The organism is Micromonospora sp. B9E7 (assembly GCF_039871815.1).
Taxonomy (GTDB): domain Bacteria; phylum Actinomycetota; class Actinomycetes; order Mycobacteriales; family Micromonosporaceae; genus Micromonospora.
The window spans coordinates 1-12,642 of record NZ_JBDPLX010000027.1 but is presented as its reverse complement, the minus strand read 5'-3'; the positions used below and the strand labels follow the sequence as shown (position 1 = coordinate 12,642).

Annotated in this window: 14 protein-coding genes; 9 read left to right on the top strand and 5 right to left on the bottom strand. The window is 71.7% G+C overall.

Translation table 11 applies throughout. The features are described 5' to 3' along the window. The first annotated feature begins 27 nt into the window (after positions 1-27). The 3 genes from modA to ABGB10_RS29695 all read left to right on the top strand — a co-directional run bounded on the left by modA (position 28) and on the right by ABGB10_RS29695 (position 2,719). Positions 28-798: a molybdate ABC transporter substrate-binding protein gene (modA, locus tag ABGB10_RS29705; protein WP_347664366.1), complete on the top strand. Its 771-nt coding sequence runs from the start codon at positions 28-30 to the stop codon at positions 796-798. Positions 799-884: 86 nt separating this feature from the next. Further along, a complete protein-coding gene (locus ABGB10_RS29700) occupies positions 885-1,655 on the top strand; it encodes an ABC transporter permease (RefSeq protein WP_347664297.1) in 771 nt (256 codons plus the stop codon). Next, complete coding sequence (locus ABGB10_RS29695) at positions 1,652-2,719, top strand: ABC transporter ATP-binding protein (RefSeq protein ID WP_347664296.1); 1,068 nt, start codon at positions 1,652-1,654, stop codon at positions 2,717-2,719. Before ABGB10_RS29700 ends, ABGB10_RS29695 begins: the two co-directional genes overlap by 4 nt. 46 nt (positions 2,720-2,765) lie before the next feature. Here the strand turns inward: ABGB10_RS29695 and ABGB10_RS29690 are convergent, their stop codons facing one another. The 3 genes from ABGB10_RS29690 to ABGB10_RS29680 all read right to left on the bottom strand — a co-directional run bounded on the left by ABGB10_RS29690 (position 2,766) and on the right by ABGB10_RS29680 (position 5,129). After that, positions 2,766-3,179 carry a type II toxin-antitoxin system Phd/YefM family antitoxin gene (locus ABGB10_RS29690; RefSeq protein WP_347664295.1) on the bottom strand — a complete coding sequence of 138 codons (414 nt, stop codon included), beginning with the start codon at positions 3,177-3,179 and terminating at the stop codon, positions 2,766-2,768. 42 nt (positions 3,180-3,221) lie between these two features. After that, positions 3,222-3,782: a GNAT family protein gene (locus tag ABGB10_RS29685; protein WP_347664294.1), complete on the bottom strand. Its 561-nt coding sequence runs from the start codon at positions 3,780-3,782 to the stop codon at positions 3,222-3,224. Between the two features lie 120 nt (positions 3,783-3,902). Continuing rightward, positions 3,903-5,129 (bottom strand): hypothetical protein, encoded by a 1,227-nt coding sequence (locus ABGB10_RS29680; RefSeq protein ID WP_347664293.1) that lies wholly within the window; start codon positions 5,127-5,129, stop codon positions 3,903-3,905. Positions 5,130-5,304: 175 nt separating this feature from the next. Here ABGB10_RS29680 and ABGB10_RS29675 point away from each other — a divergent pair, with 175 nt between their 5' ends. The 3 genes from ABGB10_RS29675 (at position 5,305) to ABGB10_RS29665 (ending at position 7,965) form a co-directional block, all read left to right on the top strand. Continuing rightward, entirely contained in the window at positions 5,305-6,864 is a 1,560-nt protein-coding gene (locus ABGB10_RS29675) for an NAD(P)/FAD-dependent oxidoreductase (RefSeq protein ID WP_347664292.1), read from the top strand. Between the two features lie 118 nt (positions 6,865-6,982). Further along, the gene (locus tag ABGB10_RS29670) at positions 6,983-7,501 is read left to right on the top strand and encodes a sigma-70 family RNA polymerase sigma factor (RefSeq protein ID WP_347664291.1); all 519 of its coding nucleotides are present in this window, start codon (positions 6,983-6,985) and stop codon (positions 7,499-7,501) included. Continuing rightward, entirely contained in the window at positions 7,498-7,965 is a 468-nt protein-coding gene (locus ABGB10_RS29665) for a hypothetical protein (protein WP_347664290.1), read from the top strand. Before ABGB10_RS29670 ends, ABGB10_RS29665 begins: the two co-directional genes overlap by 4 nt. A 5-nt stretch (positions 7,966-7,970) precedes the next feature. Here ABGB10_RS29665 and ABGB10_RS29660 read toward each other — a convergent pair whose 3' ends face one another. After that, complete coding sequence (locus ABGB10_RS29660) at positions 7,971-8,468, bottom strand: YcxB family protein (protein WP_347664289.1); 498 nt, start codon at positions 8,466-8,468, stop codon at positions 7,971-7,973. Between the two features lie 89 nt (positions 8,469-8,557). Between ABGB10_RS29660 and ABGB10_RS29655 the strand changes: the two genes are divergently transcribed. Both ABGB10_RS29655 and ABGB10_RS29650 read left to right on the top strand, forming a co-directional pair. After that, positions 8,558-9,496 carry a PaaX family transcriptional regulator C-terminal domain-containing protein gene (locus tag ABGB10_RS29655; RefSeq protein WP_347664288.1) on the top strand — a complete coding sequence of 313 codons (939 nt, stop codon included), beginning with the start codon at positions 8,558-8,560 and terminating at the stop codon, positions 9,494-9,496. Between the two features lie 192 nt (positions 9,497-9,688). Beyond that, a complete protein-coding gene (locus ABGB10_RS29650; RefSeq protein ID WP_347664287.1) occupies positions 9,689-10,897 on the top strand; it encodes a cellulose binding domain-containing protein in 1,209 nt (402 codons plus the stop codon). A gap of 88 nt (positions 10,898-10,985) precedes the next feature. On the opposite strand, the gene ABGB10_RS29645 is transcribed toward ABGB10_RS29650, so the two are convergent. Then, complete coding sequence (locus ABGB10_RS29645) at positions 10,986-11,573, bottom strand: hypothetical protein (RefSeq protein ID WP_347664286.1); 588 nt, start codon at positions 11,571-11,573, stop codon at positions 10,986-10,988. A gap of 520 nt (positions 11,574-12,093) precedes the next feature. Between ABGB10_RS29645 and ABGB10_RS29640 the strand changes: the two genes are divergently transcribed. Next, positions 12,094-12,642 (top strand): hypothetical protein (locus ABGB10_RS29640; protein WP_347664285.1); only part of this gene is annotated, 549 nt, incomplete at its 3' end.

Sequence of the window (12,642 nt, the reverse complement as noted above, 5' to 3'; positions counted from 1 at the left end):
AAGGACCGCCGGATGAGCGCGCGGGCGATGCGGAGGGCGGCAGCCGTACTGGTGGCGCTGGCCGTTGCCGGCTGCGGCGCGGGCGGTGACCGGGCCTCCGGTGGTGACGCGGACGGCGGGGGCGTCGGCGCGGTGACGGTGTTCGCGGCCGCCTCGCTGACCGAGTCGCTCACCCGGATCGGGAAGGACTTCGAGGCCGCCAACCCGGGCAGCACCGTGACCCTCAACTTCGCCGGCAGCTCCGCCCTGGCCACCCAGATCAACCAGGGCGCGCCGGCCGACGTGTTCGCCTCGGCCGCCCCGGCGAACATGGCCACGGTCAGCGAGGCCGGCAACGCCGACGGCACGCCGAGCACCTTCGCCCGCAACCAGTTGGTCATCGCGGTGCCCCGGGGCAACCCGGAGGGGGTTGACGGGCTGGCCGACCTCGGCAGGCCCGGTGTGAAGGTGGCACTGTGCGCCAAGCAGGTGCCCTGCGGCGCGGCGGCGCGTACCGCCCTGGACTCGGCCGGCGTCGCGCTGACGCCGGCCACCCTGGAGCGGGACGTCAAGGGTGCGCTCGCCAAGGTGAAACTCGGTGAGGTCGACGCGGCTCTGGTCTACCGCACCGACGCGCGGGCGGCGAGCGCCGACGTGACCGGGGTGGAGTTTCCGGAGTCAGCGCGGACGGTCAACGACTACCCGATCGTCGCGTTGAAGGACGCGCCGAATCCGGCCGGCGCAAGGGCCTTCGTCGCGTACGTCCGCTCGGCGTCGGCGCAGGCGGTCCTCGTCGAGGCGGGGTTCCAGGCTCCGTGAGGCAGGTCCGCGACCACGACGCACCCCGGAGGCGCGACGACAACCCACCCCGCGGGCGTCAGGCCACGCCCCGACGGCGGGGGCGGGTGCCGGCTGCGCTGCTGATCCCCGCCGGGCTGGGGTTGCTGTTCCTCGTCCTGCCGTTGGCGGGGCTGCTGATCCGGGCGCCGTGGACGACCCTGCCGGAGCGGCTCACCGAGCCGGGCGCGTTGACCGCTCTGCGGCTGTCGGTGCAGACCGCCACCCTTGCCACGGCGCTCTGCCTGCTGCTCGGGGTGCCGCTCGCCTGGGTGCTGGCCCGGGTCGACTTCCCCGGCCGCCGGCTGGTACGCGCGCTGGTCACCGTGCCGCTGGTGCTGCCGCCGGTGGTCGGTGGGGTGGCGCTGTTGCTGGTCTTCGGCCGCCGTGGCCTGCTCGGCGGCTGGCTCGACGCCACCTTCGGCATCACCCTGCCCTTCACCACCGCGGGTGTCGTCCTGGCCGAGTCGTTCGTGGCCATGCCGTTCCTGGTCATCGCCGTGGAGGGGGCGCTCCGTGCTGCCGACCACCGTTTCGAGGAGGCCGCCGCGACGCTGGGTGCCAGTCGATGGACCACCTTCACCCATGTGACGCTGCCGCTGGTGGCGCCCGGGCTGGCGGCCGGCGCGGTGCTCTGCTGGGCGCGGGCGCTCGGCGAGTTCGGTGCCACCATCACCTTCGCCGGCAACTATCCCGGCCGCACACAGACCATGCCACTCGCCGTCTACCTGGCGTTGGAGACCGACCTGGAGTCCGCGATCGTGCTCAGCCTGGTGCTGCTCGTGGTGTCGGTCGGCATCCTGGTCGCGTTGCGCGACCGCTGGATGACAAGCGCATGAGTGGCCCGCTGCTCGACGCCCGACTCGTCGTCGACCGGGGTTCGTTCCGACTCGACGTGCCGTTACGGGTCGCGCCCGGCGAGGTCGTCGCGCTACTCGGCCCGAACGGCGCCGGCAAGACCACCGCGCTGCGCGCGCTGGCCGGGCTGCACCCACTCACCGACGGTCACGTCACGCTCGACAACATCGAGCTGGACCGTCCGGCGACGCGGGGCTGGGTGCCCACCGAACGCCGGTCGATCGGCGTGGTCTTCCAGGACTACCTGCTCTTTCCGCACCTCAGCGCACTGGACAACGTGGCGTTCGGGCCGCGTCGGCACGGCGTCGAGCGGAGGGCCGCCCGAGCCACGGCCCGGGAGTGGCTGGGTCGGGTCGGGCTTGACGCGCAGGCGCAGCGCCGGCCCCGGCAGCTCTCCGGCGGTCAGGCACAACGGGTGGCGCTGGCGCGCGCGTTGGCCCTCGCGCCGGCGCTGCTGCTGCTGGACGAGCCGCTCGCGGCGCTGGACGCCCGTACCCGGCTGGACACCCGCGCGGAGCTGCACCGCCACCTGTCCGCGCACCCGGGTGCCACGCTGCTGGTCACCCACGACCCGCTGGACGCCCTCGCGTTGGCGGACCGGCTGGTCATCGTCGAGGGTGGTCGGGTGGTCCAGGAGGGTGACGGACCGAGCGTCACCGCCCGTCCGCGCACCGACTACGTCGCCCGGCTCGTGGGGCTGAACCTCTATCGGGGCAGGGCCGAGGGTCTCGGGGTACGGGTGGCTCCCGAGCTGACCCTCGCCGTCGCGGACCGGTTGGACGGCGAGGCGTTCGTGGCGTTCCGGCCGGCGGCGGTGGCCCTGCATCCGAGCCGGCCGGAGGGCAGCCCCCGCAACACGTGGGCGGGCACGGTGGCCGGCGTCCAGCGGCACGGCGACAACCTTCGAGTGCAGGTGGACGGGCCGATCGAGGTGGCCGCCGACGTCACGCCGGCCGCCGCCGCCCAGCTGCGGCTGATCCCCGGTCAGCGGGTCTGGGTGGCGGTCAAGGCGGCCGAGACGCACGCCTATCCGGCCAACGGCTGACCGCACCAGCGTGCACGGCCACGCGGCCCGCGCTGTGGGGAAGCGGTCAGCCGGCGAGCAGGTCGGTGTGCGCGGCACGCAGTCGGGCCAGCGTGGGGTCACCGCCCGGGATGACGCGGCGGTCCAGCTCGGCCCACGCCTCGGCCAGCGCCGCGCGGACCGCACCCAACTCGGCGGCGTGCCGTTGACTGCTGCGGCGGTGCTGCTCGTCGAGGCGTCGGGCCCAGCCTGCGGTGACGGCGGCGAGCCGGTCGGCGTCGGCGCGGGCCTGGGCGCCGCTGCGGGCGGCTGCGGCGGGGACGATCGCGGCGACCGGGCGGGGATCGCCGTCGCGGGTGACGACGGTGACCGCGTCGGTCAGCTCGGCCAGCGCGACGAGCTGGCTGAACCGGGTGCGCGCCTCACGCAGCGGCACGGAACGCGGCGGGTCGGAATGAGGGGTGAGCGCGGGGACGGCCATGAATGCATGGTGCCGCCCGGGTACGACAACAATCCGCCGTCGTCAGTGGACGGTGCGTGGCGCGGCGGACCACTCGTCAGCCAGCACGGACCAGACCTCGAGGTCGATCCGACCGCGCGGACCTGGTCTGAGCTGGCGGAGCGTGCCGTCGAGGCGGAAGCCGAGCCGCCGGGCGAGGGCCTTGCTGCGGGTGTTGTCGGCGTTGGTCCGCCACTCCACCCGCTGGATGCCGCGCTCGCGGACCGCCCAGTCGACGATCCGGCGGACCGCCGGCGCGACCATGCCCCTGCCTTCGGCTGCGGGCTCCAGCCAGCAGCCGACCTCGCAGGTGCCGGTGGTCGCGTCGAACGACACGAAGATGACCCCGCCGACGAGGGTGCCCCGCCACCACAGCCCCCAGATGCCGCCGCTGTCGCTGGCCCAGCGGTCGGCGTACCGCTGCAACACCGCCCGGGCCGACGCCAGGTCGGTGGCGGCGAAGGACGGCGACACCCAGGGCTGGATGTGCTCGCGGGCCCGGTCCAGGTGGGCGAGGAACTCCTCGGCCCGCCACAGGTCCAGCGGGCGCAGCTCGACATCCTCGGTCAACGGCAGGGCGAACACCGGGCCTCCATTCAGGTGCGCGTCGAACGTCGCTAGCAGGCTCGCACAGGCCCGGGCCTCCGGGCCGCACCGGGGCACGCGCCGGCAGACTCGCACAGGCCGGGACCACAGCCGGTGCAGTCAGATGATCATGTGGGTCCAGTAGCTGAGCCAGAGCACGAACAGCGCGCCCTGCACCACGGCGAGCGTCGCGGTCAGCCACACGTCGACGCTGGCATGGCGGGCCCAGCGGGCCAGCACCAGCGCCACCGGGAAGGCGGCGAGCAGGTAGCGCAGCAGGCTCTTGTACACCGCCGGGCCCATCGACAGGGGCACCAGCACCATGAGTACGCCGTACACCAGGTAGGGCAGTTCCCGACGGCGGAACCCGGCGGCCAGCACGACCAGCACGGCCACGGCGAACCAGACCCGGGCGGCGTCACGCGGCTCCCCGGCCAGCCCGTGCAGCAGCACCGGCACCGGGTTCTGCACCCTGATGCCCCAGCCGGTCTCCTGGGCGTGCTGGTAGGCGAACCAGTCGCCGCCGCGCCACCGGCAGTACGCCATGAAGGTGAACCATCCGGCGGGCAGCAGCAGCAACGGCCAGCCGATCCGTAGGTAGCCGAGCAGGGCCCGTGCACCGAGCCGCCAGTCGTGCTGACGGAGCAGCACCAGGGCCAACGGCAGCGCCACGAGCAGGCCGACGGACCGGCTCATCGCCAGGAAGTAGCCGAGCACGCCGACCAGCAGCCAGCGGCGCCGCTCGGCGTAGTAGAACGCGGCCAGCGCGAGACAGACGAACAGCGACTCGGTCAGCGCGGCCTGGAACAGGAAGGCGGTCGGCAGCAGCACCAGGTACCGGGTGAATCGGCGGGCCGCGTCCGCGTCGCCGAGCAGCAGCTCGGCGAGTCGGTAGCCGTACCAGAGGGCCAGCAGGAAGGCGACGTTGCTGATCAACAGCAGGGCGAGCGCGGTGTCGCCGCCGAGCAGCGCGCCGACCGGCCGGGCGAGGAACGGGTAGAGCAGCGGGAAGCCGAAGTCCCGCCACGGCCCGGTCAGGGGCAGCTCGCTGAGCCGCAGGTAGAGCATCGAGTCCCAGGCGAACCAGAAGGAGATCCACCGGTGCCCGGAGATGTCGCGCTGCTGCGCCCACATCAGCGCCTCGTCCGCCGGGGGCGCGCCGGGGATGCCGTCCCAGGCGTGCAGGACCAGCAGACCGAGCAGGGTCAGCAGGAGTTTCGCGCCGAGGAACAGACCGATCACGTACGGCCAGGGGGCCGGCATCCGACGGGCCAGGCGGGCTGCGCCGCGGCCGGCCGCGACCGCGCGGACGGCCAGCGTCGCCGCGCCGCTTCGCCACCGGTGCATCCGCCCCGCTCCCCCGGTCCGCCGGCCCGCCCGCCGCGCGGGGGTGTCGCCCTTCCCGTTGTACGCCGCCGCGCGACCCACCGAAGCGGAAACAACCCAGGACAAGGGTGACATATCGTGCAGAAAGGGTACGCGCGGTGCCTCAACCATGACGGTGAGCAGGGAGCGCGGCAGCATGAGCGAGCAGCACGGCACGGTGGTCATCGGTGCGGGGCCGGCAGGACTCACGGCCGCGTACGAGCTGCTCCGGCACGGTCTGCCGGTCCAGGTGTTCGAGGCCGACGAGGTGGTCGGCGGGATCAGCCGGACCGTGGAACGCGACGGGTGGCGGTTCGACATCGGCGGGCACCGGTTCTTCACGAAGGTGCCCCGGGTGGAGGCGTTCTGGCACGAGGTCCTGCCGGACGAGGACTTCCTGACCCGACCGCGGATGAGCCGGATCTTCTACCGGGGCGCGTTGTTCAACTACCCGCTCAGCGCCATGAACGCGCTGCGCAACCTGGGGCTGCCGGAGGCGGCCCGCTGCCTCGGCTCGTACGCCCGGGCCCGGCTGCGCCCACCCCGGGACCAGTCGCACTTCGAGGGCTGGGTGTCGGCCCGGTTCGGCTGGCGGCTGTACTCGATCTTCTTCAAGACGTACACCGAGAAGGTCTGGGGAATGCCGGCGGACCGGTTGCAGGCCGACTGGGCCGCGCAGCGGATCAAGAACCTGTCCCTGGCCACGGCGATCCGCAACGCGCTGCTGCCCAGCCGCCGGCGCACCGACGTGACCAGCCTGATCGAGGAGTTCCAGTACCCGAAGTACGGGCCGGGCATGATGTGGGAACGCTGCGCCGAGCAGGTCCGCAACCGTGGTGGGCACCTGTCCACGGGCACCTGGGTCACCGCGGTGCACCGCGACCCGAAGCGACGGCGGGCCCTCAGCGTGACGGTCGACGGCGCGGGCGGGCAGCGTACCCAGCCGGCCGACCACGTGATCTCGTCCATGCCGATCTCGGAGCTGGTGGCCGCGCTGCGTCCGCCGGCGCCCCCGGAGGTGCTGGCCTGCGCCGCCGACCTGCGCTACCGCGACTTCCTGACCGTCGCGCTGGTGGTGCCGGCGGAGTTCTCGTTCCCCGACAACTGGATCTACGTGCACGACCCGGGGGTACGGGTGGGCCGCATCCAGAACTTCGGCTCCTGGTCGCCGTACCTCGTCAAGGACGGCCGCACCTGCCTGGGTCTGGAGTACTTCGTGTTCGAGGGCGACGAGATGTGGCGTACCCCGGATGCCGACCTCGTGGCGTTGGCGACCGCGGAGCTGGAGCGGTTGGGGTTGGTCCGCCCCGGCGTGGTGGAGGCCGGCTACGTCGTGCGCATGCCCAAGGCCTACCCGGTGTACGACGAGAGCTACCAGCACAACGTGGACGTGATCCGGGCCTGGCTGGCGGAGGCGGTGCCGAACGTGCACCCGGTGGGCCGCAACGGCATGCACCGCTACAACAACCAGGACCACTCGATGCTCACCGCGATGCTCACCGCCGAGAACATCGCCACCGGCAGTACGCACGACGTCTGGTCGGTCAACGTGGAGCAGGACTACCACGAGGAGTCCTCCGGCGGCGACGGCCACCGCGGCACCGGCCGGGACGCGCCGGTGCTGCCGAGGCGCATCGTCACCGCCCCGATCACGGCATCGGCCGGCGTCCGCGCGGGCGACGACGGTGACCGGTCGGCACAGGTGCCGCTGGTCTGACGAGTCGGACACCTCCGGCCGGTCCCGCACGGGTCACCGACACCCCAGCCTGCGATTGTGGTGGCAGGACGTGAACCTCCCGGGCTCCCACGCCGACTGAACAGGCGAAGGAGGGCCGATGAGCGATGAGTTGCTGGTGGTCCGCTGTCAGCTCGGTGAGCGGGAGGCGTTCGCCGAGCTGGTGCAGGGCTGGCATCCGGCGGTCGAGCGGTACGTCGGGCGGATGCTCGGCGGGTCCGACGACGACGTGGTGCAGGAGATCTGGTTGGCGGTGTTCCGGGGGTTGCCGAAGCTGCGGCAGCCGGACCGGTTCACTCCGTGGCTGTTCGCCATCGCCCGTCGGGCGGTGATGAACAGGCTGCGGGATGCGTACAGCCGTCCCGAGCCGGGGCCGATCGACGACCTGCCGGGAGACGACGAGGCGGAAGAGATCGTCAACCGGGAGACGCTGGCGGGAGCGCTGGCGGCGCTACCCGTCCGGGAACGGGAGGTGCTCTTCCTCTTCTATCTCGAGGATCTGCCGCTGGACGCCTGCGCGCAGATCTGCGCCGTACCGGTCGGCACCGTCAAGTCACGGCTCAACCGGGCCCGCAGGTTGTTACGCAACGAACTGGTACGGAAGGGGTACGAGGCATGACTCCGGAAGAGGTGCTGGCGCGACTCGACGCGCCGCTGTCGCTGCGTAGGCGGGTCGGCTACCTGACCGTGGCGCTCGCCGGTCTCACCGGGAGCGCCCTGATCAGCCTGCTCTGGGCCACCGAGCCGCGGTTACCGACGCGCACCACCGTGGCCTTCGCGGTCCTGGTGGCGATCGGCCTGTGCTGGGCGGTGTTCGGCGGTTGGGCCGTGACCCGACGGACCTCGTTGTTCGCCCGTGATCGGGTGGTCGCCGGATGGCTCGGCCTCGGCGCGTGGCTGGTCTTCACTGTCGGCGCGTTGGTCATCACCCTGCCGCGACACCAGCTCCATCCGTCGCTGCTGGCCGTCGTGCTCACCCTGGGCGCCGTGGCGGTGGTGCACCTGTGGACGGCTCGCCGGGCGAGAGCGGCACTGCTGCGCCGCCGGGACGCGTTGGCCGGGGCAGCGACGCGCCACGAGTGACCGCGTCAGCGGGGTGAAAGCAGGCCGCGATCGACCAGGTAGGTCCGCAGCGTCTCGGCGTCCTCGGCGGACATCAGCCAACGGGGGATCACCGTCGCCGGCATCTGACCGACGTACACGATCCAGAAGTCAGGCGTGTCCTTCACCTGGGTGACCCCGTCCCAGGCGATTCCGCCGGACTCCGAGCCGCTGCGCATCATGATGTTGTCGTCGGTGATGTCGTAGGCACCGTCGACGGCGTAACCACCGGACCGGCGGCGGGCGCGCCACCGCACCCACGGCAGGAACAACATCGACAGCACACCGGCCAGGACCAACGTCGTCCACAGCGAGGTGAGCCGCTCACCGGTCGCGGATCCCCGCGAGACGACGAAGCCGATCACCCCGACCGCCGCCAGAACGGCACCGATATAACGGAACCTGCGCAGCCGGACACCGCCGAGCGCGGCGGCCACCCGGCCCGGGTAGGTGGGATCGGCTGGTACGTCGAAACGGATGTGCACGCCAGAACGATAGTGCCCAGGTGCGCCTCGGACGCCGTCGACCACCCGCCCGCCGACGTCGTGACCACCGGATGAGGCAATCTGGGACGGTGAGCGTCCACCAGCCCGCCGACGACGTCCGGGTGCCTCGGGCCCAGGTCGGGTCCAGCCCGCAGCACCTGCTGGCGACAGTGCTCGGCGAATATCTCGACTCCTCGGAGGCCGATCTGCCGTCGGCGGCGGTCATCGCGATCCTGCGGGAGTTCGGAGTCAGCGAGCCCAGTGCCCGCTCCGCCCTGTCCCGGCTGGTCAAGCGTGGTCTCATCGCGACCCGGGGGAACCGGCGGCCGCCGGTCTACCACCTCACGCCCGGCGCGATCGCCCGACACCGCTCCCGGATGCGGCACTTCCTGACCTTCGGCGCGCACCCGCCGGACTGGACGGGTGAGTGGGTGCAGGCGTCCTTCTCGATCCCGACCTCCGGCCAGGCTTTGCGGCACGCGGTCCGCCGGTCGTTGAGCGCCCTGGGGTTCGTGGGCCTGTACGACAGCGTGTGGATCCGCCCGGGCTCCGACGCCGCACCCGCGCGGGAGGAGTTGAACGACCTGCTGCGTCACGTGGCAGGCGCCCGCTGGTCGATCATGCACGTCCGGTTCGACGAGGAGTCCGGGCCGCACGGTCCCGCCTCCGCGTACGACCTGACCGCGCTCGCCTCGGCGTACTCCGATTTCATCCACCGGTACGCGGACCTGCGGGTGGCCGCCCGGGACGGGACGCTGGACCCGGCCGGAGCGCTGGTGGCGCGGACCTCTGCCATGGACTCCTGGCGCAGGTTCGCGGACGTCGACCCGGATCTGCCCGAGCATCTGCTGCCGCAGCCCTGGCCCCGCCAGCAGGCCAGAGAGACCTTCCTGGACATCCACTCCGCGCTCGGTTCGCTGGCCCAGGCGCGTCTCGTCGAGGTGGCCACCCCGCACTGGCCGGACGCCGCCTCGTGGGTCACGCACTTCCAGGCTCCGGGGGATCTGTCGCAGCCGTTCGCCGGCTGACTCTCACCTCACATTGACACTTATCGTTGCGCCGGTGATAGTAACTGCACAGCTCCCGGCGGAGCGCCGGGTGGTGGACCCGCCCACCCCACCCGGCCCGCGGCCAGCGGCCAGCGCCGACCAGCGTGGTCGAGGCGCGAACCGATAACCGCCGCCGCCGAGAGCACCGTCGCGACATCCGCTGGAGGGCGAATGAGAAGGACAGCGAAGATCTACGTGGGCCTGGCGGCCATCCTCGTCCCGGTCACCTCGGTGATCATGGCGCTCGGCGTGCCACCGGCCAATGCCGCAGTCGGCGGCTCCGGTCCCTATCCCGCCGACTACGAGACCTCGGCCAGCCTGGCGAACCACACCATCTTCCGGCCCCAGAACCTCCCGTCCGAGCGCCTTCCCATCGTCGTGTGGGGCAACGGCGGCTGCTCGGCCAACGGCCTCTCCCAGGGCAACTTCCTCCGCGAGATCGCCTCCCACGGCTTCCTCGCCATCGCCAACGGAGCCCCGAACGGCTCCGGCTCCACCACGTCGCAGATGCTCGTCCAGTCCATCGACTGGGCGTTCGCGGAGAACTCCCGGCAGGGCAGCAAGTACTACAACAAGATCGACACCACGAAGGTCGCCGTCGCGGGCTTCTCCTGCGGAGGCCTGGAGGCCTACGCCGTCTCCAACGACCCGCGCGTCACCACCACCGGCATCTTCAGCAGCGGATTGTTGAACGACGCCGACGACTACCAGCTCCGGAGACTGACCAAGCCGATCGCCTACTTCGTCGGCGGGCCCAGCGACATCGCGTACCCGAACGCCATGGACGACTGGGGCAAACTGCCGGCCGGGCTGCCCGCCTTCATGGGGAACCTGAACGTCGGACACGGTGGTACCTACGACCAGACCAACGGCGGCGAGTTCGGCCGGGTGGCGACGCTCTACTTCAAGTGGCGCCTGAAGGGCGACACCACCGCCGGCGGCAACTTCGTCGGCGCCAACTGCGGTCTGTGCCGCACCCAGTGGAGCGTCCAGCAGAAGAACCTGACGCTCGACGACACCACGCCGCCCACGACGCCTCCGCCCACCACCCCGCCGCCCACGACGCCTCCGCCTACCGGTGGGACGCCCACCTGCACCGCGGTCTATGCCGTCCAGGATCAGTGGAACGGTGGATTCGTCGCCACCGTCAGCGTCACCGCGGGCACCGCCGCCCTCACCGGCTGGCGGGTCACCCTCACCCTGCCGAGTGGGGCCACGGTCAGCTCGCTGTGGAACGGCGTCGCCAGCAGCACCAGCGGCACCGTCACCGTCGCGAACCAGAGCTACAACGGACGACTGGCCGCCGGTCAGGCCACCAGTTTCGGATTCCAGGGCACCGGAAACGGCAGCGGAACCACCGCCGCCTGCACCGGAAGCTGACACCGCTCGGCGGGCCGGCGCATCGCCGCCGGCCCGCCGAGGGCGCTCCGCACGTACGTGATCCGGACCTGCTCGCACAGTCCGTCGGTCAGCGGCCCTTGGGCAATGCCTCGTCCGCAGTCCTGGCCGGCTTTCGCTTCATCATCCATTCGACCGGCCAGATGCCATCCGTCAATCTGACGTCGGGGATGTCCAGACTCTGGCGGGCTGCGGCATAGAATTCGGTACGCGCCCGGCTGGCATTCGCCACGGCCTCTTCCCATCCGTCGGCATCAGCTCCCTCGATCCAACCATGGGCGTACCACTCCATCCGCCAAACGCTCCGGTGCCATGTCCGGGCCGCTTCCACCGTTGCGGGATCGCCCAACAGAAGGACGTGCTCCCAGTCGCGCTCCCGCTGAGCAGCCGCTGCTTCGAGTTGCGGTAGGCCGTCCTCAGGGGACAACGAGGGGGTCTGCGCATGGAGGCCTCTGCCTGCAGCGATTCTGTTCGACAGCTGGTAACAAGCCTTGATGGCGCGACCGTAGCCCGCGTAGGCCGCTGACCGCTGCTCGAACAGCTTTGCCGTGTGGTCACGCCGAAACCGGGCCCGGTCGTTCAACCCGGTACCCACGAACGAGAGGATCGCGCCCGCAAGCACAGCTCCCACCGTGACGAGCTGCTGAGTCACATTCATCGGGACGGCCTCCTCGTCGGCAGCCCTCAGCGTGACAGGTGGTGTCGAACGCACGCGGCATCCGAGGTCCCCGATCGCTCCTACCGCCGCCAGCACCGCCGCGCCGTAGCATTTGCCCACACCTAGACGGGTAAGTCCTGACGGGGCTCGGCAGGTGCGTGCAGTGGGCCACCGTGGCATCGTCCGGCACCTGAGCGCCGAAGCCCCGACTGCTCTGGGCTTCGGCCTGCCGGACGCGACGAATGACACCGGACGGGCCGCCGTAGGCGAGCAGTTCCAGCACGCCGGGCCAGTCGGTCAGGGCGTACGGGCTGACGATCCGGCTGGCACCGTTGCTGATAGTCCAGGCGGTCCCGCCGGGCACGGACGACCGCGACGGTGGCCTGAGGGCTGCGACGGCCGCATTTCCCGTACGCGAGGTAGCTCCTTCCCCCGCGCAGGGGATCGATCTTCGTCCCGCATCGCCGACCGTGGAGCTATCGCAGGGCCGCGACACCGTGGCCGGATCGGGAGGAAGAGCATGCGCAGAATTTTGGGATGGGGAATCGTCGCGGCGGCCGTCGTCGCGGCGGCGGGGGCACCGGCCGGAGCCGCGGACCGTGGCCCGGCACGGGTGACCGGCTCGGCGGAGTTCGCCCTACCGTACGGACAGGACGACGACGTGCGGTCGTTCGCCTTCGACGTCCGATCGGCGCCGTACAGCCGCCCGATCCCGATGCCCAACGGGGAGAACGGCACACCGGCGGATGCGACAGGTACGGTGCGGGTCGCGCACCGGCTGGCCGTGCAGGGCATCACGGTACGGTTCGAAGCGGCGGTCGACTGCATGATCACCAGCCCCGGTCACGCGACCCTGACCGGGATCGTGACCCGCGCGGACGACCTGGCCAGCGACTTCCTCGGCAAGCGTGTCGGCTTCAGCGTGCAGGACGGCGGTCGCCATCGTGACCGAGTCGGTTTCACCTGGTCCGCGAGCATGGACCAGGATGAGTCGGGCCAATGGGGTCAGTCGCGAATCGGCACCTGCCTCGCGCCGGCTGCGTTCGCCACCGTCACGCGGGGGGGGGGG

Bases quoted from the DNA above. Each gene is read 5' to 3' on its own strand.
- modA (WP_347664366.1), top strand. From the start codon at position 28: ATGCGGAGGGCGGCAGCCGTACTGGTGGCGCTGGCCGTTGCCGGCTGC.
- ABGB10_RS29695 (WP_347664296.1), top strand. From the start codon at position 1,652: ATGAGTGGCCCGCTGCTCGACGCCCGACTCGTCGTCGACCGGGGTTCG.
- ABGB10_RS29690 (WP_347664295.1), bottom strand. From the start codon at position 3,179: ATGGCCGTCCCCGCGCTCACCCCTCATTCCGACCCGCCGCGTTCCGTG.
- ABGB10_RS29680 (WP_347664293.1), bottom strand. From the start codon at position 5,129: ATGCACCGGTGGCGAAGCGGCGCGGCGACGCTGGCCGTCCGCGCGGTC.
- ABGB10_RS29675 (WP_347664292.1), top strand. From the start codon at position 5,305: ATGAGCGAGCAGCACGGCACGGTGGTCATCGGTGCGGGGCCGGCAGGA.
- ABGB10_RS29670 (WP_347664291.1), top strand. From the start codon at position 6,983: ATGAGCGATGAGTTGCTGGTGGTCCGCTGTCAGCTCGGTGAGCGGGAG.
- ABGB10_RS29665 (WP_347664290.1), top strand. From the start codon at position 7,498: ATGACTCCGGAAGAGGTGCTGGCGCGACTCGACGCGCCGCTGTCGCTG.
- ABGB10_RS29650 (WP_347664287.1), top strand. From the start codon at position 9,689: ATGAGAAGGACAGCGAAGATCTACGTGGGCCTGGCGGCCATCCTCGTC.
- ABGB10_RS29645 (WP_347664286.1), bottom strand. From the start codon at position 11,573: ATGAATGTGACTCAGCAGCTCGTCACGGTGGGAGCTGTGCTTGCGGGC.